Genomic DNA, 19,304 nt, shown 5'->3' with positions numbered 1-19,304 from the left:
GCCTGCACAGCTCGCCGGACCGGAGACGCACTTCCTACGGCGCGTTCTACAGGCTGGCCCGCAACGTCAGGCCATACCGACGATCGTTGATCACGAAGTCGCGGTAGCGCGACTCGTTACCCAGGTAGCTTTCGCGACGGGTATCGAGCAGATTCACGCCGTCCAGCGAAATCGACCACACATCATTGATGTTGAAACGCAGCGAGGCATCCAGCTGGCCGAAGCCCTTGTTGTAGACCGGCAGGTTGCCGGTACCGTTGCCCGCAGTGGTCACCAGCCAGTCGCTGCGCCAGTTGTAGGCCACACGGCCCTGGAAGCGCGAGGTTTCGTAGCTGAGGATCGCGTTGTAGCTGTTCTTGGACAGGCCTTCCAGCGGCACGGTCAGCGCCTGGCCGTTGGTGTCGGTGGCAGTGGGGCTTGGCGCCTCGCTGTCGACGTAGGTGTAGTTGGTCTGCAGGCCGAAGCCGCTCAGCCAGCCCGGCAGGAAGTCGAAGAACTGCGTATAGCCCAGCTCAGCACCACGGATCTTGCCGGCATCGCCGTTGACCGGACGGGTGATCTGCCACACCTGTCCGTCGTACACCTCGTTGAAGACGGCGTTGGCGATGAAGCCTTCCACCTTCTTGTAGAACAGGGTGCCGTACATCATCGAGCCCTGGCCGAAGTACCACTCCAGCGCGGTGTCGAACTGGTCGGCCTTGACCGCTTCCAGGCTCGGGTTACCCGCGGTGCCGGTGAAGGTCGAGGCGCCGCTGGACGAGGTGCCGGTGCTCAGGCTCAGGTTCGGGTTCAGGCGGTCGAAGGTCGGGCGCGAGATACCGCGCGAAGCCGCAAACCGCCACTGCAGCTGATCGCTCAGCATCCAGCGCAGGTTCAAGCTCGGCAGCACGTCGGTGTAGGTCTGCTGCGCATCCACCGGAATCAGACCGCCGCCTTCGGCATCGGTACCGGTGCGCACGCCGCGCGAGCCCACTTCGGTCCGCACCACGCGCACGCCGATGTTGCCGTCGAACGGGATGTCGCCATCCACGCCGAAGCGCAACACGCCGTACGCCGCGTAGGTCTTCTCGTTCTGGGTGTTGATGTTGTTCGGCGCAAATTCCAGCGGGCTGGCACCAAAGGTGGCCAGGCTCTGCTCGTAATTGGCTACCGCTGCATCCGACGCGGTCAGCGTGCGACCGAAGGTGCTGCTCTCACCGCGGAAGAAGTCAGTGATGGGGTTGGCCACCAAGCCAATGCTGGGGAACTGCGAGAACGGCGTGCCCGAGCAATCGTTGATGCACATGAAGCGCCACACGTTGCCCTTGGTCTCGGCATCGCGGTCGGTATAGCGCACACCGGCCTTGAAGCTGCGCACGAAATCGCTGTCGAAGGCCAGATCCATGTCCGAACGCCAGGCAAACTCTGTGCCGGTGTTGTCGTCCTTGTTGTCCAGGTGCCAGCGCCAGCCGTCGTAGTTGTTGACGTCGGCCAGGTAGCCTTCCGCGCCGCTGGCATCGGTCACCGACAGGCGCGGCAGATCGCCACGGAAGTCGACGTTGAACTGCGGGCTGGTGTCCTGCCCGGTGGCGATGATGTAGCGCGTGCCCTTGGTAGTGGCATCGACGTACTGGAAGTCGGTGCTCAGGGTCAGCTTTTCATTGACCGTCCACTTGGCGCCCAGCGAGTAATCGGTGGTCACCGAGTGACGCTCGGTCAAGCTGGTATTGGATTCGGTCGGCACATTCTGGAACGAGCCATTGACGAACTCGTTGCGGCTGTTGACCTGGATGCCGGGCAAGCCCTGCATGTTGTTGGCGCCGGTCAACGCGAAGAACGAATAATCGTGCCAGCTGAAGTCGTAGTCCGAACGCAGCACCTGCGTATAGACCTCGACCGAATCGTTGGGACGCCACTGCATCGCAAACGCGCCGGTCTTGCGCTCGCGCTCACCCACGGTGGTGTTGATGCCGGCGCCGTGCGGCACCGACACGCCCTGCCCTTCGTAGCCCGGCAGATCGGTCTGGGTGTACCACGGCTCGATCGAGATGGTGTCCTGACGGAACGGGCTCTTCTGCTGCGAGTAGTTCACCAGGATGCCGATCTCGCCGATGCCGGTCTGCCAGCGGTCGCTGAACAGGCCCGAGAACGCCGGCTTGCCGTCGTCGGCCAGGTCGTAATAGTTGTACTGGACGCTGCCGGCGATCTTGCGGCCTTCATAGTCGAACGGCAGGCGCGTGCGCAGGTCGACGGTGCCGCCCAGGCCACCTTCGATCATGTCGGCCGACGGGTTCTTGTACACGTTGACGCCGCCGAGCAACTCGGCCGACACGTCTTCGAAGCTCAGGCCACGGCCGTCGTTGGCGGTGAAGATGTCACGGCCATTGAGCTCGGTGCGCACCTGGGTCAGGCCGCGGATGGCGATCGAGCTGCCTTCGCCGTAGTTGCGCGAAATCTGGATGCCGGAAATGCGCTGCAGCGCTTCGGCGACGTTGTTGTCGGGCAGCTTGCCGATGTCTTCGGCAACGATGGAATCGACGATCTGCTCGGCGTTCTGCTTGACCAGCTGCGCCTTGGTGACGCTGCTGCGGGTACCGGTGACCTGCACCGTGTCCAGCTGCTGGGTGGTCGCATCCGAGGCCGGTGCGGCAGTGGTGGTCGCATCCTGCGCATAGGCCTGCGCGCTCAACAAGGTAGCCACACTGATGGCCATCACGGAGCGGCGGAAATCACGGATCGAACGCTGACCCACAGCCCGGCCTGCCGGAATGTGGCGATGTTGCACTGACATGGTGCTCCCTCCCAGGACGCATGTACTGCTTGTTTTTAGCGGGCCGGTGCGCGAACGCCCTGCCCGTCGTTGTTGCTGGCCCGTATCTGCGCCCGGGACACCGGGTCGGCGGATGCGCGGTTTGCCCTGGCGGGCGGACCTGCGGCTGCGGCGGGAGCATAGGGCGCGGCCGTCATGCCACACCAATGAAATATTCCTGGAAAGCTATTCGTTAAAACTATAGCAACACCGGAAAACCCGGCAGGTCCGGCATCACGGCCCGAACCTGCGGACTCATACCTGACGGACCCGACTGTGCAGATCGCTGCACAGTCGGGCCGTGACCGTGCGCACTTACCAATTCATGCGCAGCACCAGCGAGTAGCGCCGGTCGTTGACGAACTGGCTGCGGGTGTACAGCCGCGTATCCACCTCGCCCCCCTCGTAGGAGGTGGGCCCCATCAGCACCTTGGTCTCGGTATTGGTCAGGTTGTTGGCCTGGATCCCCAATTGCAGGTGTTCGTTGAAGCGGTAGAAGAACGAGCCATCCAGCTGGCCGTAGTCGTCGGCCCAGGTCGGCAACCGGGTGGCCGCGTCGCTGGTGGTCAGCAGGTAGCGCGAGCGCCAGTTGTAGGCCAGCCGCAGCGACAGCGGGCCCTTCTCGTAGATGCCGGCCAGGTTGTAGCTGCGCCGCGACAGGCCTTCCAGCGGCAGCTCCACGCCTTCCACCGTGGTGCGGGTGTACGGGTCGATGGCGGTGTTGGCGCCGCCCTTGCTGTCGACGAAGGTGAAGTTGGCATTGATGCCGAACCCGCTCATCCAGCCCGGCAATTCGTCGAAGAACTGCGTATAGCCCACTTCGGCGCCGCGAATGGTGCCTTCGTCGGTATTGTAGGGCCGGGTCACCAGCCACTGCCGGTTATCGTAGGTCTCGCTGCGGGTCTGGGTGGAGAAGTAGTCCTTGACCTTCTTGTAGAACAGCGTGGTGTACAGCATGTCGCTGTTGTCGAAGTACCACTCCAGTGCGGTGTCGAACTGGTTGGCGGTCATCGGCTTGAGGGTCGGATTGCCCGCGGTACCGACAAAGTTCGTCGCATTGCCGGCGTCGTCGGTCTCCACGTTGAGCAGCACGTACGGCTGCAGCTGGGTGTAGTCCGGGCGCGCCATCGCCTTGGAGGCGGCGATACGCCACTGCAGGCTGTCGGTGAAACGGAAGCGCATGTTCAGGCTCGGCAGCACGTTGGTGTAGCTGCCCTGCGAGTTGTTGTCGAAGTACTGCCCGGTGTAGCGGGCCTGCAGCTCGGGCGAGACGTTCAGGCCCGACAGGTCCTGGAACTGGCCGAAGCCTTCGGCCTGGGTCTTGGTCTGCACGATGCGCACACCGATATTGCCGTCCACCGGCACGCCCCAGGCCTCGTCGTTACCGAAGTACAGCGCCGCGTAGGCGGCCTGGGTGCGCTCGAACTGGCGGTTGGTGTCCTGCGGCTGGTAGGTGTCCGGTGCCCAGCCAAAGCCGCGCAGGGCCACGATCTGCTGCTGCAGCAGTTCCGAGGCGCGACGGTAGTTCTTGACCAGCCCGCCATTGGGCACCACCAGCGTGGTCGGCACGTTCACCCCGCCGCGGAAGAAATCGGAGAAGGTGAACAGCGACGACTCGTTGGGCAGGTACTGCGACATGTTGGCCAGGCCATTGGCGCTGCCGGGGATGGCTGCCCAGTTGTCCGACAGCACGCCCCAGTTGTAGCCGGAGTTCTTGTTGGTCTGATTGCGGTCGGTGGCACGCATGCCGAAGCGCGCGAAGCGCAGCCAGCTGCTGTCCTGGAAGGTGTATTCCAGGTCCACGCGGGTGGACAGCTGGCGCCCGCGGTTATGCCCCAGGTGATCCATCGCCGCCGCCCAGAAATAATTGGACGGGTCCTGGGTGAAACTCTGGTTGGCGATCTGCACGGTCGGATACTTGCCCGACACGTCATAGGTCAGCCCCGGCAGATAAGTCGCGCTGAACACGGTGAAGTCGAGCTGGTCGTTTTCCGACTGCACCAGCTGCACGTCGCCCTTGATCTGCAGGTTGTCATTGAAGTAATGGCTGAAGCCCACCGACAGGTCCGAGGTGGTGGTGCGCTGCTCGGAATAGCGGTTGTCGGTATTGAAGCGCACACCATCGCCGGTCAGCAGGCCGCGCCAGGAGTTGGACACCGGCGAGCCGCGCTGGAATACGCCGTCCTGGTCGTACTGGAAGGTGGTGCCCGGCGCCGGGCTAATGCTGTTGTTGCTGTCGTTGAAGAATGCGGCGCGCTCCTGCCAGTTCATGTCGTAGCGCGAACGCAGGTACTGCGCGTAGATCTCGGTCTGGTCGCTGGGCTTCCACTGGAAGGCTGCGGCGATACCATCGCGCTTGCGCTCGAAATCCAGCTGGCGCCAGTTCACTCCGCCCGGCACGAACACCTCGCTGCGCCCGCTGCCGGCCAGCACCGCATCGTCGGTCCGACGCACGTACGGCTCGACCTGGATGCCGTCCGAGCGGGTCGCCAGTTCCGAATGGGCGATATCGATCATGAAGCCCATTTCGCCGACGCCGGTGTCCCAGCGATCGCTGAACAGGAACGAGGCCGACGGCTTGTACTTCTTGCTCATGTCGCCCCAGTTGACGTCGACGTTGCCGCCGACGATCCGGCCCGGGTTGTCGAACGGCATGCGCGTGCGCAGGTTGACCGTGCCGCCCAGGCCGCCCTCGATGATTTCGGCCGACGGATTCTTGTAGACATCCACGCCGGCCATCAGCTCGGCCGGCACGTCTTCGAAACTCAGGCCACGGCCGCTGGCGGCGCTGAAGATGTCGCGTCCATTGAGCTCGCCGCGCACCTGGGTCAGGCCGCGGATCATCACGCCACTGCCTTCGGCGGAGAAGTGATCCGGGTCGCTGCGCGCGGCGAAGTGGTCGATGGTCACGCCGCTGACGCGCTGCAGGGTTTCGGTGACGCTGCGGTCGGGCAGCGCGCCGATGTCTTCGGCGCTGACCGAATCCACGATCTGGGTGGAATCGCGCTTGATCACCTGCGACTTGATCAGGCTGGCGCGTACGCCGCGCACTTCCACCGTGTCCAGGTCCACCGCGCTGGCACCGGCGGTGCCTGAAGGCGCCCCCCTGGCCGCCGGCGCCTGCTGTGCGTATACCGGCGCAACGAGCAGCAGCCCGATGCTGACGGCCATGGCCGAATGACGCAAACGTGGGGCACGGCACGCACGCACGCCCGTGCCTGCCGAGGCATGGCTTGAAAACTTGGACATCTGAATCCCTCCCAGGACGCAAGACGACTGAAGACTGGTTGTCGCGACGCAAGACGCCCCGCGTGATCGTATCGGGACCGGCGCCGAGGCCAGTCCCGCTTTCGCTGCATGGCGGCTTTGCCGCCGATCACCTGCCCGACTTCACGTGCGCTTCAGCGTGCGATCTGACGCACAGATATAGGCGCGCGGTCTAGCGCCAGCCAATGAAAAATTCACAGGCTGGTATTACCCCATGGAATACAAATGGAAGAGCTTGTTAGGCAAGGGATTCCGGCCCGCGCAACGCGGGATACAGCCGTCGCGCCGTGGTGCGCAATGCCTGCAGGATGCGTTCGGCACCCGGCGGAAGGATGTAATCGCGCCGACGGATGATGCCGAACGATTCCATCCGCACGCCCAGTTCGATCGGCAGCACGGTCAGCAATTTGGCCTGGATCAGCGGCGCCACCGATTCCACCGGCAAGGCCGTCAGCATGTCGGTGCCACGCAGCAGGGTCGAGGTGACCGGGAGTGACGAAGTCTCGATGGCGTTGGTCGGCGTCTGCACGCCGTGCTCCATGAACATCGAATCCAGGCGTGCGCGCAGCACGCTGTCGGCCGGCGGCAGGATCCAGCCATGCCGCACCAGATCCGCATGCTGCAGGCCGGCCCGGCTGGCCAGCGGGTGGCCGGCCCGCGCGATCACCGAATGCGGCTCGTCGGCCAGCGGCTCGAACTCCAGTTCGCCCACGCCCTCCGGGCCGAGGATGCGCCCGATCACGATGTCCAGCTGCCCATCCAGCAACTTCGCCACCAGCGGGCGGCTGTAGTCCATCTCCACCCGCACCAGGATGTCCGGGAACTCGCGCTTCACCTCGGCAATGGCCTGCGGCACCAGATTGGTGCCCGGATTGACCACGGTCCCGATCGAGGCCTGGCCCATGCGGCCGGCGCGCAACGCGGCGATCTCTTCCTGCGCGCGGCCGATCTCGGACATCGCCGCGCGGGCGCGCCGGATCAGCACGTGGCCGTACCAGGTCGGCTCGACACCGCGGGCATGCCGCTCGAACAATTTCACCCCCAGCATGTCCTCCATTTCCGCCAGCAGCTTGGAGGCCGCCGGCTGGGTCATGCTGGCGGCCTCGGCCGCACGTAGCACCGAGCGTTGTTCGTGCAAATGCAGCAGCAGCAGGAGTTGGCGCGTCTTGAGCCGGGCTGCGTTGAACCAGGGGGTACCGGAATTTGCCATGAGGTGCGGTTGCGGCCGTGTATTCGTCGGAGGAATAGAATATGCCGAAAATTTCATTTGCAGCACATATCTCCCCGCGCGAGGCTAGCGCTCGCCGCAGCAGGAGCCCCTACCTCCCGGGCGCGGCCAGAACAGACGTGACCCATCTTCGACGAGGTGGCAACACGCACGCCATGACCGCGGAGGTGGACGACGATGACGGTATCTTGCCGGCCACTTGCGGGCCGTTGCTCCAGGCGTGCTGCGCGCGCCACGCCGCCTCCGGCGCGTTGCGGCGCCTCTTCCCCGCCCTGCGTTTTTCTGCTGCATTGCGCAGCGGCGACGGCTTGTTGCCGCGCGCAGTGCGCAAGTTCCCCCGACGTTGCCGGCCACCGGGTCGCCAATGGCCGCTTTCCGCTCTCTCGCGAGTAACCGCATGACCTCAGATACCACCGCCAGCCTGTTCGCCCTGCCCCTGGTCGCCATCCTGCGCGGCATCACGCCGGAAGAAACGCTAGCCCACGTCGGCGCGCTGATCGACGCCGGCTTCGACGCGATCGAGATCCCGCTCAATTCGCCGCGCTGGGAGCAGAGCATCGCGCTGGCCCAGCAGACCTATGGCGAGCGCGCCTGGATCGGTGCCGGCACCGTGCTGCGCAATGAAGACGTCGACACCCTGGCAGAGATCGGCGCGCGCTTCATCGTCACTCCCAACACGCGCCCGTCGCTGATCCGTCATGCGGTGTCGCGCGGGCTGACCGTGGTGGCCGGCTTCGCCACCGCCAGCGAGGCATTTGACGCCATCGATGCGGGCGCCACCATTCTCAAGCTGTTCCCGGCAGCCACCTATGGCGCCGCGCATGTGCGCGCATTGCGGTCGGTGCTGCCCAAGCACATCCCGGTCTACGTGGTCGGCGGTGTCAGCCCGCAGACCCTGGCCGGCTTCATCGCCCAGGGCGCGGCCGGCGCCGGCATCGGCGGCGAACTGTACAAACCCGCGCAATCGCTCGAAACAACCCAGACGCATGCACGCGCCTTCGTGCAGGCCTACCAGGAACTGCAAGGATGAAGATCACCCGCCTCACCACCTACCACGCCGCACCACGCTGGCTGTTCCTCAAGGTCGAAACCGACGAGGGCATCACCGGTTGGGGCGAGCCGGTCATCGAAGGCCGCGCGCGTTCGGTGGAAGCTGCCGTGCACGAACTGGCCGGCTATGTCGTCGGCAAGGACCCGGCGCGCATCAACGACCTATGGCAGACGATGTACCGCGCCGGCTTCTATCGCGGCGGCGCCATCCTGATGAGCGCCATCGCCGGTATCGACCAGGCGTTGTGGGACATCAAGGGCAAGGCGCTGGGCGTACCGGTGTACGAGCTGCTGGGCGGGCTGGTGCGCGACCGTATGAAGACCTACCGCTGGGTCGGCGGCGACCGCCCGGGCGCCATCATCCAGCAGATCACCGACTACCGCGCGCTGGGTTTTGACACCTTCAAGTTCAACGGCACCGAAGAAATGAAGCTGATCGACAGCGCGCGTGCGGTCGACGCAGCCGTGGTCAAGGTGGCCGAAATCCGCGAAGCCTTCGGCAACACCATCGACTTCGGTATCGACTTCCACGGCCGCGTCGGCGCGCCGATGGCCAAGGCGCTGCTGCGCGAGCTGGAACCGTTCAAGCCGCTGTTCGTCGAAGAGCCGGTACTGGCCGAACAGGCCGAGTACTACCCGCGCCTGGCCGCGAGCACCTCGATTCCGCTGGCGGCCGGCGAGCGCATGTTCTCGCGCTTCGAATTCAAGAACGTGCTGTGTGCCGGCGGCATCGGCATGGTGCAGCCTGATCTCTCGCATGCCGGCGGCATCACCGAATGCGTCAAGATCGCCGCGATGGCCGAAGCCTACGACGTCGGCTTCGCCCCGCACTGCCCGCTCGGCCCGATCGCGCTCGCCGCGTGCCTGCACGTGGACTTCGTCTCGCACAACGCGGTGCTACAGGAACAGAGCATCGGTATCCATTACAACGAAGGCGCCGACCTGCTCGATTACGTCATCAATAAAGACGACTTTCAGTGTGTCGATGGCAGTATCGCCGCCCTGCCCAAGCCCGGGCTCGGTGTGGAGATCGACGAAGACATGCTCAAGCGCGCAAACGAAAACCCGCCGGACTGGCGCAACCCGGTGTGGCGCCACGCCGATGGCAGCATCGCCGAATGGTGAGCACGCCCGAGCACACCGCCGTACTGGCGGTCGATAGCCGCTGTACGCATGGCGAAGGCGTGCTGTGGTGCGAGCAGCGCCAGGCGCTGTACTGGGTCGACATCGTTGAAAAGCGCCTGTGGCGGCATCATCCGGCCACGGCGCAATCGCGCTACTGGACGCTGCCCGATCGCCCGGGCTGCCTGGGCCTGATGGACGACGGCCGCGTGCTGGTTGCCTTGGCCAAGGCGATTGGCGTGGTCGATCCTGACAACACCGACGCCGACGCGCTGCCATTTGAAAAACTGGCCGATATCGAAGCCGACAACCCGCTCACGCGCAGTAACGATGGCCGCGTCGACCGGCATGGCAATCTGGTGTTCGGCACCATGGACGAACACGACAGCAAGGCCGCGCGCGGCGCGTTCTACCAGTTTTCGCTGCGGCACGGCTTGCGTGCGCTGCCGTTGCCGGGCGTGTCGATTCCCAACTCGATCTGCTTCAGCCTGGACGGCCGCACGCTGTACTACTGCGACTCCGTGCGCCCGCAGATCCTGTGCTGCGACTACGACCCGGAGACCGCGCAGACCAGCAACACGCGCGTGTTCACCACCCTGGATCGCGACGACGCAGAGCCGGATGGCTCCATCATCGACAGCGAAGGCCACCTGTGGAACGCGCAATGGCGCGCCTGCCGCGTGGTGCGCTACCGCCCCGACGGCAGCGTGGAGCGCATCGTGCAATTGCCGATCAAGCACCCCACCTGCAGCGCGTTCGGCGGCGCGGCACTGGATCGCCTGCACGTGATCTCCTCGCGCCTGGACCATAGCGCCGAAGAACTCGCGCGCATGCCAGAAGCCGGCAGCCTGTTCGTGTGCGACCTCGCCATCGCCGGCCTGCCCGAAAGCCGGGTGGCCAGCGCATGATCGCCGTCGATTGGGGCACCAGCAGCCTGCGCGCCTATCTGCTCGACGCCACCGGCGCCGTACTGGAGCAACGCCGCGGCAGCGACGGCATCCTCGCCTGCCAGGGCCGCTTCGCCGAGGTACTCACCAGGCTGATCGCCGACTGGAACGGCCCGCTGCTGCTGTCGGGCATGATCGGCAGCCGCAACGGCTGGGTCGAACAACCCTATCTGCCCTGCCCGGCCGACACCGCCGCGCTCGCCCGGGCGATGCGCAGCGAAGACGACCTGCTGCCCGGCCGCACGTTGTGGTTCGTGCCGGGCGTGAGCACCGGCGAACACGACGGCGTGCCGGACGTGATGCGTGGCGAAGAAACCCAGCTGCTCGGCCTGATCGCCGCGCTTGGCGGCGGTGAGCATGTCGCCTGCCTGCCCGGCACGCACAGCAAGTGGGCGCGGATCGCCAACGGCCAGCTGACCGACTTCGCCACCGTCATGACCGGCGAGCTGTATGCCGTGCTGCGTCAACACAGCATCCTCGGCAAGCTGATGGACGACGACCACGCCGAACTGGACGCCGCTGCATTCCTGCAAGGTGTCGACCGCAGCGCCGACTCCGGCGGCCTCAGCCACCACCTGTTCGGCACCCGTACGCTCGGCCTGTTCGAACGGCTGTCCTCTGCGGCACTGCCGTCCTACCTCTCGGGCCTGTTGATCGGCCACGAACTGCGCGAGCACCGCGGCGATCATGCCATCGTGCATCTGGTCGGCAGCCCGGCGCTGGCCCAGCGGTATGCCCTGGCGCTGCAGCATCTGGGCGTCGAAAGCCAGCTGCATCCGGAAGACCTGGCAGCGGCAGGGTTGTTCGCGCTGGCCAGGCAGCGCGGACTGGTCTGACCGAAAAAACCAGGAACAAAAAGCCCCTCTCCTACGGGAGAGGGGTTGGGGTGAGGGTACGGGAGCGAAGCCTCTAAGAATGGTGGATAACCCGGAGGCTTCGCCCGTACCCTCATCCGGCGCTAGCGCGCCACCTTCTCCCGAAGGGAGAAGGAACTAAAGCCCCTCTCCCTACGGGAGAGGGGTTGGGGTGAGGGTACGGAGGTAGCCACCGTGTTTTCCAGCTGCACGAGGCTTCGCCCGTACCCTCATCCGGCGCTGCGCGCCACCTTCTCCCGACGGGAGAAGGAACTGAGCCCCTCTCCCTGCGGGAGAGGGGTTGGGGTGAGGGTACGGCGGCAGACAGCCAACTCGACGAACTCACCTAACACTGCTCAAAGCGAGCACCGCCGTCAGCCAACCTGACTAACCGACAGGCACTACTTGCGCAGGACGGTACGCAGCTGCCGCAGCAAAAATCGCAACGCCACCCCTAAAGATCATCCACTCCACACCCGTCCCCCGACTGCTTTAGAATTGACAGGCTAAACGCCGGATTCCGCCATGCCTTTTGTTGTCACCGAAAACTGCATCAAGTGCAAATACACCGACTGCGTCGAGGTCTGCCCGGTGGATTGCTTCCACGTCGGCCCGAACTTTCTGGTGATCGATCCGGACGAGTGCATCGACTGCACCCTGTGCGAGCCCGAGTGTCCGGCCAATGCGATCTACCCGGAAGACGACGTGCCAGCAGGTCAGGAAGCCTTCGTCGCGCTCAACGCCGAGCTGGCCAAGGTCTGGCCGGTGCTGACCGTGCGTCAGGAACCGCTGCCCGATGCGGCCGAATGGGATGGCAAGCCGAACAAGTTGCCGCTGCTGCAGCGCTGATCGCCGCGATCAGATGCGGCGCGGCGCCCACAGCAGCCGCAACCCGACACCGCATAACGCAAAACGGGCGCCAGGGGCGCCCGTTTTGCTATCCAACCAACTGAACCTGCCTCAGCCGCCAAGCTTGCTCTTGAGCGAGCTGATCACCGCCACCGGCGCCGCTGCCGTGGCCGGCATGCCGCGCGGGTCCACTGCCGACACGTAGCTGCCCGCATCGACCTTGACCACGCGCACCAGGAAGCTGGAGCCCTCGTAGCTCACATCGTAGGAACCCAGCATCTGCGCCTTGCTGGCGATGGTCAGGCCCGGAATCTCGGCCAGCGCCGTGCCGACCTTGGCGAACACCTCATCGCGCTCGCCGGCCACGGTAAAACCGCTGTTGGCGCTCGCCGACGGCGGCGTGTTGGCGTTCTGTTGCGTGGTGGAGGCCAGGGTTGGCACCTTCATCGCACCGGAGGTGTCGGGCAGGTTCAGGTCCGGCGGCACTTCCAGCGGCCGGGCTTCGGGGGCAAGCGCATAGTCGCCGCGCGCGCCCTTGTGAAACCAGCTGCAACCGCTCGTGGCAGCGACGGTGGCGGTCGCCAGCAACGCGAGCGACAGCACGCGGACGGGGGAAACGGAATGACGCATCGATAGATCTCCTGGGTCAGGCCGCGAGCATTTCGCGGCTGGAAAGCGCTTCCAACGCAATGGCGTCGGCGGCAAGGCGGTCGGCGGCAGGCTGGTGCGCCGCGGAGAGTGGCAGCAGCGGCAAGCGCAGGCCGTGCCCGATCCCGGCGCGCTGCAGCAACGCCTTGACCGGGATGGGATTGGATTCGATCCCGCAGAAGCTGTGATATTCGCTCAGGCGCGCATCCCAGGCGGTGGCGGCCTCGCGCTGGCCATCGCGGGCCAGATCGCACAGGCGACGGTAGGCTGCCGGCAAGGCATTGGATGCCACCGACACCAGCCCCGCAGCGCCGGACAGCATCGCGTGCGCTGCGCTGCCGTCATCGCCGCTGAGCACCACGAAGCTATCGCTGCGCAGCGCCACCAGTGCGGCAACGCGCTCGGGCTCGCTACGGGCCTCCTTGATGCCGACGATGTTGGGGTGCCCGACCAGCTCGGCCACCGTCTCCGGCAGCAGGTCGCAGCCGGTGCGGCCAGGCACGTTGTACAGCACCACCGGCAAACCGCCGTTGTCGGCCACTGCCAGGAAGTGTGCTTTCAGCCCGGCCTGGGTCGGACGCACGTACGGCGGCGTGACCACCAACGCGTACTGCGCACCCAGCGCGGCGGCGCGGCGTGTCTGCGCAATGGTTTTTGCCGTACCGGACAGCCCGGTGCCGGCCAGCACCGGCACCCGGCCAGCCACCTGCGCCACCGCGGCGCGCAGCAGCGTGTCGTATTCGTCGTCGCTCAGCGCGGCGGCTTCGCCGGTGGAGCCGGCGACCACGATTCCCTGCACACCACCGTGCAGCTGCTGCTCCAGCAGCCGCCGCCAGGCATCCAGGTCGAGTGCGCCATCCGGACCGAAAGGGGTCGCCAGCGCGGTGATGATGCCGGAAAGGGACAAGATTCTGCTGCTCTTACGTGACAGGGGAGGCCCGCGCGGGCGCGGGTTGAGACCACCCGCATGTTACTTGCGGCGCGAAACCACGGGCAAGTATGCTGGTCACCGCCAGGGCGCCTGCCCGGGCGGCCATTCAGCCTGATGCAATGCCGGAAGCCCCTTTGACCGACTCGACACCCCGGCCTTTGCCGACCGAAAACCACCTCCTGATCAACGCCTACACGACGCATCCGGAGTCCCCCCTGTTGCCCGTCACCCGCCGCATCGCCGACAGCGGCTGCAATCTCGTGGACGCCCGTCTGGCCACGGTGGGGCGCGATGTCTCGGTTACCGCACTGGCCACCGGCTCCTGGGATTCGGTCGCCAAGCTCGAAGCGATGCTGACCCGGCTCGAACGCGAGGAAGGCCTCAAGCTGGTGTGGTACCGCACCGGCCCCAAGCAGACCCAGTCCAACCTGCTGCCCTACATCGTCGAAGTGATCGCCGCCGACAAGCCCGGCATCCTGTTCCAGCTGGCCGACTTCTTCGACCGCCAGGGCATCACCATCGAAAACCTGCAGAGCACGCGCTATCGCGCCATGCAGACCGGCGCGGAGATGTTCTCTGCGCAGGTGACGATCGGGGTGCCGGCCAACATGCACATCGCCGCATTGCGCGATGATTTCCTGGAATTCTGTGATCACCTCAATCTCGACGCGATCATGGACCCGATGAAGTTCTAAGGCAGACGCACCATGGCCATCGCCCAATCCGCGCTGAAACAGATGTTCGACCACATCCGCTCCGAGACCGACTGGAACCTCGATGGCCCGCTGCGCTGGGAATATTTTTTTGCCGATCCGGCGCAGGAACCGCTGCAGAAACTCGCCGAGCAATTGACCCAGGATGGCTACCGCGTCATCGATATCTTTCTCGGCGAACGCGACGAAGACGATGGCGACGACGAGGAGTCGTATTTCCTGCATGTGGACAAGAAAGAGCACCACACCATCGAGTCGCTGAATCAGCGCAATGCGCAGTTCGACGCACTCGCCAAACGTTTCCATGTGGCTGCTTATGATGGGATGGATGTCGGCCCGGCCTGACCGCGCCGCACGCCCTCCCCCTGAGGCTGAGCAACGATGACCGACGCCGTACTGCAACTGCCCGCCGCAACCTTCGACCTGCCGCTGTCGCTCTCCGGCAGCGCCCAGGCCAGCCTGCGCGACTATGCCGGCAAGTGGCTGGTGCTGTACTTCTACCCGAAGGACAGCACCCCCGGCTGCACCACCGAAGGCCTGGACTTCAACGCGCTGCTGCCGCAGTTCAAAAAAGCCGGCGCCGTGGTGTTGGGCGTCTCGCGCGATTCGGTGAAGTCGCATGACAACTTCTGCGCCAAGCAAGGCTTCACCTTCCCGTTGATCAGCGACAGCGATGAAGCGCTGTGCCGCGCCTTCGACGTGATCAAGGAAAAGAACATGTACGGCAAACAGGTGCTCGGCATCGAGCGCAGCACCTTCCTGCTATCGCCCGAGGGGCATGTCGTGCAGGCCTGGCGCAAGGTCAAGGTCGCCGGCCATGCCGAGGCCGTGCTGACTGCAGTGAAGGCGCACGCCAAACAGTGACACCCCTCGCCTCCCGCGTCCTCCATCACCCTGCACCTGCAGGCGTGATGGCTCGCCCCTGCTCCATCACTTGGAAGACCCAATGACCCGAGGCAAGCGCATCTACGTGCTGGACACCAACGTGCTGATGCACGATCCCACCGCGCTGTTCAAGTTTGAAGAACACGATGTGTTCCTGCCGATGCAGGTGATCGAGGAGCTCGACAACGCCAAGAAAGGCACCTCCGAAGTCAGCCGCAATGCGCGGCAGGTCAGCCGGTTCCTGGACGAATTGCTGGAAAACACCAACGCCGAGCAGATCCAGGCCGGCATCCTGCTCAGCCACCCGCAGGGCATCCAGCTCAAGGGCCAGGCCGCGATCGGCCGTCTGTTTTTCCAGATCAAACCGATCGACCCGGGCCGCACCTTCGGCGCCATGCTGCCGGACAACAAGATCCTGGCCTCGGTGCTGGCGCTGCGCGAAGAACATCCGGACGTGCCGGTCATTCTGGTGTCCAAGGACATCAACCTGCGCATCAAGGCCTACATCAGCGGCCTGGTGGCGGAGGACTATCAGAACGACCGCGCGCTGGACGATTTCAGCCTGCTGTTCACTGGCGCCATCGAGCTGCCGGAAGACTTCTGGCAGAAGCACAACGAAGACCTGCGCAGCTGGAACGAGCGTGGCCGCACGCACTACGAGATCGTGCTGGCCGAGGACGAAGACTGGTACCCCAACCAGTACCTGTACCTGCCTGGCGAAGATGAAGTGGAACTGCGTGTGGCCAAGGTCGGCGGCGGCAAAGCCACGCTGTGCCTGGTGGACGACTTCCGTAGCGGCCAGCATGCGGTGTGGGGCATCGTGGCGCGCAACCGCGAGCAGAATTTCGCGCTCAATGCCTTGATGGACCCGGAGATCGATTTCGTCACCCTGCTCGGCACCGCCGGCACCGGCAAGACCCTTCTCGCGCTCGCCGCCGGCCTGGCGCAGACCATGGACCAGCAGCGTTACCGCGAAATCATCATGACCCGCGCCACCGTCAGCGTGGGCGAAGACATCGGCTTTTTGCCCGGTACCGAAGAAGAAAAGATGACGCCGTGGATGGGCGCGCTGACCGACAACCTGGAAGTGCTCACGCACAACCAGGAAGGCGGCGCATGGGGGCGCGCCGCCACCAACGACCTGCTCGCAAGCCGCATCAAGATCCGTTCGATGAACTTCATGCGCGGCCGTACCTTCCTGTCGCGGTACCTGATCCTGGACGAGGCGCAGAACCTCACGCCGAAGCAGATGAAGACGCTGATCACCCGTGCCGGCCCCGGTACCAAGATCGTGTGCCTGGGCAACGTCGAACAGATCGACACGCCCTACCTCACCGAAACGACCTCGGGTCTGACCTACGCGGTGGATCGCTTCAAGGCCTGGCCGCACAGCGCGCACATCACGCTACGGCGTGGCGAGCGCTCGCGCCTGGCCGACTTCGCCTCGGAGGTGTTGTGATGCGCGCATTTCGCGGCGCGGTGGCGCTGGCCGTGCTCGCGCTGGCCGGCTGCGCCACCACGCAGGGACCATCCAGCGTGCCGACCAATCTCAAGAACGGGCAGTCGTGGATCATCACGCGCCAAGGCGTGGCCGAGCAGATGCTGCAGACCTGCTCGCGCGACAGCCCGGCGCGCCATCCGGGCCAGATCACCGGCTACTGGGCACCGAACCATCAGCAGATCGAACAGCTCGAATCCCGGCAGGACGCGTTGACGCCCACCATCGCCGAGCCGCGCGAGTTCGACCGCCAGTACGTGGGTGTGGTGATCGGGGGCCAGCAGCTGATCTACATCAACGCCTTCAAACTGCCGAACACGCCGCAGATGAAACCGGCCACCGAGGCGATCCAGGCCTGCGATGGCGGCAACATGTTCTGGGGCGCGTTGTACGACCCGCAGACCGGCGCGTTCTCGCAGATCGCGGTGAACGGGGCACCGCCGTGATCCTGCGGTAAGCGCTGGCAGGCGCAGGCAGCGTTCAGACACCGGTTCTGCACAGCTGCAATCGGACCGTGCAGAATCGGCGCATGACCACGCCCAGCACGCTGTCCGCATTGACCATCGCCGGCTCCGATTCCGGCGGTGGAGCCGGCATCCAGGCCGACCTCAAGACCTTCGCCGCGCATCGCGTGCACGGGTTATCGGCGATCGCCGCATTGACTGCGCAACATACCCGCGCCGTCACCGCCGTGCACATCCCGCCGCTGCCGTTTCTGCAGGCGCAGGTGGATGCCTGCTTTGCCGATTTCCAGATCCAGGCCGTCAAGCTCGGCATGCTGGCCAATGCCGACGTCATCCATTGCGTGGCCGACCTGCTCGAACGGCATCGCCCACCATTCGTGGTGCTCGATCCGGTGATGGTGTCCACCAGCGGCGCACGCCTGCTCGAAGACGCCGCACTGGACGCCTTGCGCACCCGTCTGCTGCCGCTGGCCACGCTGGTCACCCCCAACACGCCCGAAGCGGAGCTATTGACCGGCCGCCGCATCGACGACGCCGATGCCGCCGAACACGCCACCGCCGCACTGCTCGACCTGGGCGCCAACGCGGTGCTGCTCAAGGGCGGCCATCTGCACGAAGGCGCACGTGTGTTCGATCGGTTCGATGACGGCGTTACCCAGGATGCCTTCATGCATCCACGTGTGCAGGTCGACGCACATGGCACCGGCTGCAGTCTGTCGGCCGCGATCGCCGCGCAACTGTGCCAGGGCCTGTCGCTCCTCAATGCCTGCGAAGCGGCCATCGACTACGTGGCACGCGCAATCCACCTCGGCCAACGCCCCGGGCACAGCGATGTGCTCGTGCTCGACCACTTCGGCGCTGCGCACGGCGCATGAGCGTACACAGCACCACCATGAGCGCGAGCGCCGCCGACGGGCACCGCTGGCAGGTGATGCGCTACGCGCCGGCACAACCACTGGCCGCGCTGCTATGGCTGCCGGCCTTGGGCGTAGCGGCGCGGCATTATCAACCGTTCGCGCAGGTGCTCGCATCGGCCGGCATCGCGGTGTATCTGCACGAATGGCGTGGCAATGGCAGCAGCAGCCTGCGCCCGTCGCGCGAGCACGATTGGGGCTACCGCACGCTGCTGGCCGAGGATCTTCCGGCCAGCCACGCCTTGCTGGATCGGCACGACCCGCAACTTCCACGCATCCTGGGCGGCCATAGCCTGGGCGGCCAACTGGCCTGCTGCCACGCCGCGCTGCGGCTCACGCCGGCGACGCACTCCTCTCCGCTTGCACAGCTGTGGCTGGTGGCCAGCGGCTCGCCCTACTGGCGCCATTTTCCGCGCCCCATGCGCTATGGCCTGCCATTGGCATTTCGCGCCCTGCCGTGGCTGGCAAAGCTGCAAGGCGTGCTGCATGGGCGCAGGCTCGGCTTCGGCGGGACCGAAGCGCGCGGCCTGATCGCCGACTGGGCACAGGTGGGCCGCAGCAACCGCTATCGCGCCGCCGGCGCGACCTGGGATCTGGAACATGCACTGGGCGCATTGACCACTCCGATCACTGCGCTGACCTTCGCACGCGACAACTTCGGCCCGCCGGCGGCGTTGCACGCCCTGCTGGGCAAGATGCCGCAGGCGCATGCCCGGCTGCAGCACCTGCAGGATGTGCAGCTGGGCGTGCGCAGCGATCACTTCGCCTGGATGAAGGCGCCCGCTGCAGTGGCTGCTGCGCTCGTTGGCAGCCTTGGTGTCGAGGTCAACGGCAATCGAAGTTCACAAAGGGATTGACGAGTACGTCAGGCATCCGCATAATTCCGCTCCTGACGAGGCGCCCGTAGCTCAGTTGGATAGAGTACCTGGCTACGAACCAGGCGGTCGGGAGTTCGAATCTCTCCGGGCGCACCATCTTCAGGAACCACAAAAAGACAGCATTGAACCGCTGTCTTTTCAGTTAAACGTCCAGCTGTGTTGCAGCGGATGGCAAGTCAAACACAAGATATGCGCCCGTAGCTCAGTTGGATAGAGTACCTGGCTACGAACCAGGCGGTCGGGAGTTCGAATCTCTCCGGGCGCACCA

General features: G+C 65.3%; 17 protein-coding genes and 2 tRNA genes. 14 read left to right on the top strand and 5 right to left on the bottom strand.

Annotated elements, in window-relative coordinates; genetic code table 11:
* Window positions 1-46: 46 nt before the first annotated feature.
* The 3 genes from ABQZ09_RS13330 to ABQZ09_RS13320 all read right to left on the bottom strand — a co-directional run bounded on the left by ABQZ09_RS13330 (window position 47) and on the right by ABQZ09_RS13320 (window position 7,265).
* Window positions 47-2,770 (bottom strand): TonB-dependent receptor, encoded by a 2,724-nt coding sequence (locus ABQZ09_RS13330; RefSeq protein ID WP_104580149.1) that lies wholly within the window; start codon window positions 2,768-2,770, stop codon window positions 47-49.
* 333 nt (window positions 2,771-3,103) lie between these two features.
* Window positions 3,104-6,037, bottom strand: a complete 2,934-nt coding sequence (locus tag ABQZ09_RS13325) for a TonB-dependent receptor (protein WP_349777093.1) — start codon at window positions 6,035-6,037, stop codon at window positions 3,104-3,106.
* 256 nt (window positions 6,038-6,293) lie between these two features.
* Window positions 6,294-7,265, bottom strand: coding sequence for a LysR family transcriptional regulator (locus ABQZ09_RS13320; protein ID WP_169705816.1), 972 nt, complete (start codon window positions 7,263-7,265; stop codon window positions 6,294-6,296).
* Window positions 7,266-7,680: 415 nt separating this feature from the next.
* Here ABQZ09_RS13320 and ABQZ09_RS13315 point away from each other — a divergent pair, with 415 nt between their 5' ends.
* From ABQZ09_RS13315 to fdxA, 5 genes are all read left to right on the top strand, one after another.
* Entirely contained in the window at window positions 7,681-8,313 is a 633-nt protein-coding gene (locus tag ABQZ09_RS13315) for a 2-dehydro-3-deoxy-6-phosphogalactonate aldolase (protein ID WP_179455185.1), read from the top strand.
* Window positions 8,310-9,458, top strand: a complete 1,149-nt coding sequence (gene dgoD / locus ABQZ09_RS13310) for a galactonate dehydratase (protein ID WP_039404273.1) — start codon at window positions 8,310-8,312, stop codon at window positions 9,456-9,458. The genes ABQZ09_RS13315 and dgoD overlap by 4 nt, the downstream gene beginning before the upstream one ends.
* Window positions 9,452-10,363 (top strand): SMP-30/gluconolactonase/LRE family protein, encoded by a 912-nt coding sequence (locus tag ABQZ09_RS13305; RefSeq protein ID WP_349777092.1) that lies wholly within the window; start codon window positions 9,452-9,454, stop codon window positions 10,361-10,363. The genes dgoD and ABQZ09_RS13305 overlap by 7 nt, the downstream gene beginning before the upstream one ends.
* The gene (locus ABQZ09_RS13300; RefSeq protein WP_349777091.1) at window positions 10,360-11,238 is read left to right on the top strand and encodes a 2-dehydro-3-deoxygalactonokinase; all 879 of its coding nucleotides are present in this window, start codon (window positions 10,360-10,362) and stop codon (window positions 11,236-11,238) included. Before ABQZ09_RS13305 ends, ABQZ09_RS13300 begins: the two co-directional genes overlap by 4 nt.
* 543 nt (window positions 11,239-11,781) lie before the next feature.
* Window positions 11,782-12,105, top strand: coding sequence for a ferredoxin FdxA (fdxA, locus tag ABQZ09_RS13295; RefSeq protein WP_349777090.1), 324 nt, complete (start codon window positions 11,782-11,784; stop codon window positions 12,103-12,105).
* A 111-nt stretch (window positions 12,106-12,216) separates the two neighbouring features.
* On the opposite strand, the gene ABQZ09_RS13290 is transcribed toward fdxA, so the two are convergent.
* Both ABQZ09_RS13290 and dapA read right to left on the bottom strand, forming a co-directional pair.
* On the bottom strand, window positions 12,217-12,735 hold the full coding sequence (locus ABQZ09_RS13290; protein WP_039563823.1) for a hypothetical protein: 519 nt from the start codon (window positions 12,733-12,735) through the stop codon (window positions 12,217-12,219).
* A 16-nt stretch (window positions 12,736-12,751) separates the two neighbouring features.
* On the bottom strand, window positions 12,752-13,660 hold the full coding sequence (gene dapA, locus ABQZ09_RS13285) for a 4-hydroxy-tetrahydrodipicolinate synthase (protein ID WP_039563824.1): 909 nt from the start codon (window positions 13,658-13,660) through the stop codon (window positions 12,752-12,754).
* A gap of 92 nt (window positions 13,661-13,752) precedes the next feature.
* Here dapA and ABQZ09_RS13280 point away from each other — a divergent pair, with 92 nt between their 5' ends.
* The 9 genes from ABQZ09_RS13280 (at window position 13,753) to ABQZ09_RS13240 (ending at window position 19,304) form a co-directional block, all read left to right on the top strand.
* The gene (locus ABQZ09_RS13280) at window positions 13,753-14,379 is read left to right on the top strand and encodes a glycine cleavage system transcriptional repressor (protein WP_081419256.1); all 627 of its coding nucleotides are present in this window, start codon (window positions 13,753-13,755) and stop codon (window positions 14,377-14,379) included.
* A 12-nt stretch (window positions 14,380-14,391) separates the two neighbouring features.
* On the top strand, window positions 14,392-14,742 hold the full coding sequence (locus ABQZ09_RS13275) for a ribonuclease E inhibitor RraB (RefSeq protein ID WP_039404257.1): 351 nt from the start codon (window positions 14,392-14,394) through the stop codon (window positions 14,740-14,742).
* A 36-nt stretch (window positions 14,743-14,778) separates the two neighbouring features.
* Window positions 14,779-15,261, top strand: coding sequence for a peroxiredoxin (locus ABQZ09_RS13270; protein WP_184385383.1), 483 nt, complete (start codon window positions 14,779-14,781; stop codon window positions 15,259-15,261).
* Between the two features lie 82 nt (window positions 15,262-15,343).
* Window positions 15,344-16,741, top strand: a complete 1,398-nt coding sequence (locus ABQZ09_RS13265; protein WP_104580138.1) for a PhoH family protein — start codon at window positions 15,344-15,346, stop codon at window positions 16,739-16,741.
* On the top strand, window positions 16,741-17,226 hold the full coding sequence (locus ABQZ09_RS13260) for a hypothetical protein (protein WP_349777089.1): 486 nt from the start codon (window positions 16,741-16,743) through the stop codon (window positions 17,224-17,226). The genes ABQZ09_RS13265 and ABQZ09_RS13260 overlap by 1 nt, the downstream gene beginning before the upstream one ends.
* Before the next feature lie 83 nt (window positions 17,227-17,309).
* Window positions 17,310-18,119 carry a bifunctional hydroxymethylpyrimidine kinase/phosphomethylpyrimidine kinase gene (gene thiD, locus ABQZ09_RS13255; protein ID WP_184557249.1) on the top strand — a complete coding sequence of 270 codons (810 nt, stop codon included), beginning with the start codon at window positions 17,310-17,312 and terminating at the stop codon, window positions 18,117-18,119.
* Window positions 18,116-19,015: an alpha/beta hydrolase family protein gene (locus ABQZ09_RS13250; protein ID WP_184557246.1), complete on the top strand. Its 900-nt coding sequence runs from the start codon at window positions 18,116-18,118 to the stop codon at window positions 19,013-19,015. The genes thiD and ABQZ09_RS13250 overlap by 4 nt, the downstream gene beginning before the upstream one ends.
* Window positions 19,016-19,055: 40 nt before the next feature.
* A tRNA-Arg gene (locus ABQZ09_RS13245) sits at window positions 19,056-19,132 on the top strand.
* Between the two features lie 95 nt (window positions 19,133-19,227).
* Window positions 19,228-19,304: transfer RNA gene (locus tag ABQZ09_RS13240), tRNA-Arg, on the top strand.

The organism is Xanthomonas sp. WHRI 6106 (assembly GCF_040202405.1).
Classification (GTDB): domain Bacteria; phylum Pseudomonadota; class Gammaproteobacteria; order Xanthomonadales; family Xanthomonadaceae; genus Xanthomonas; species Xanthomonas cannabis.
This window is presented reverse-complemented; position numbering and strand designations above follow the sequence as displayed.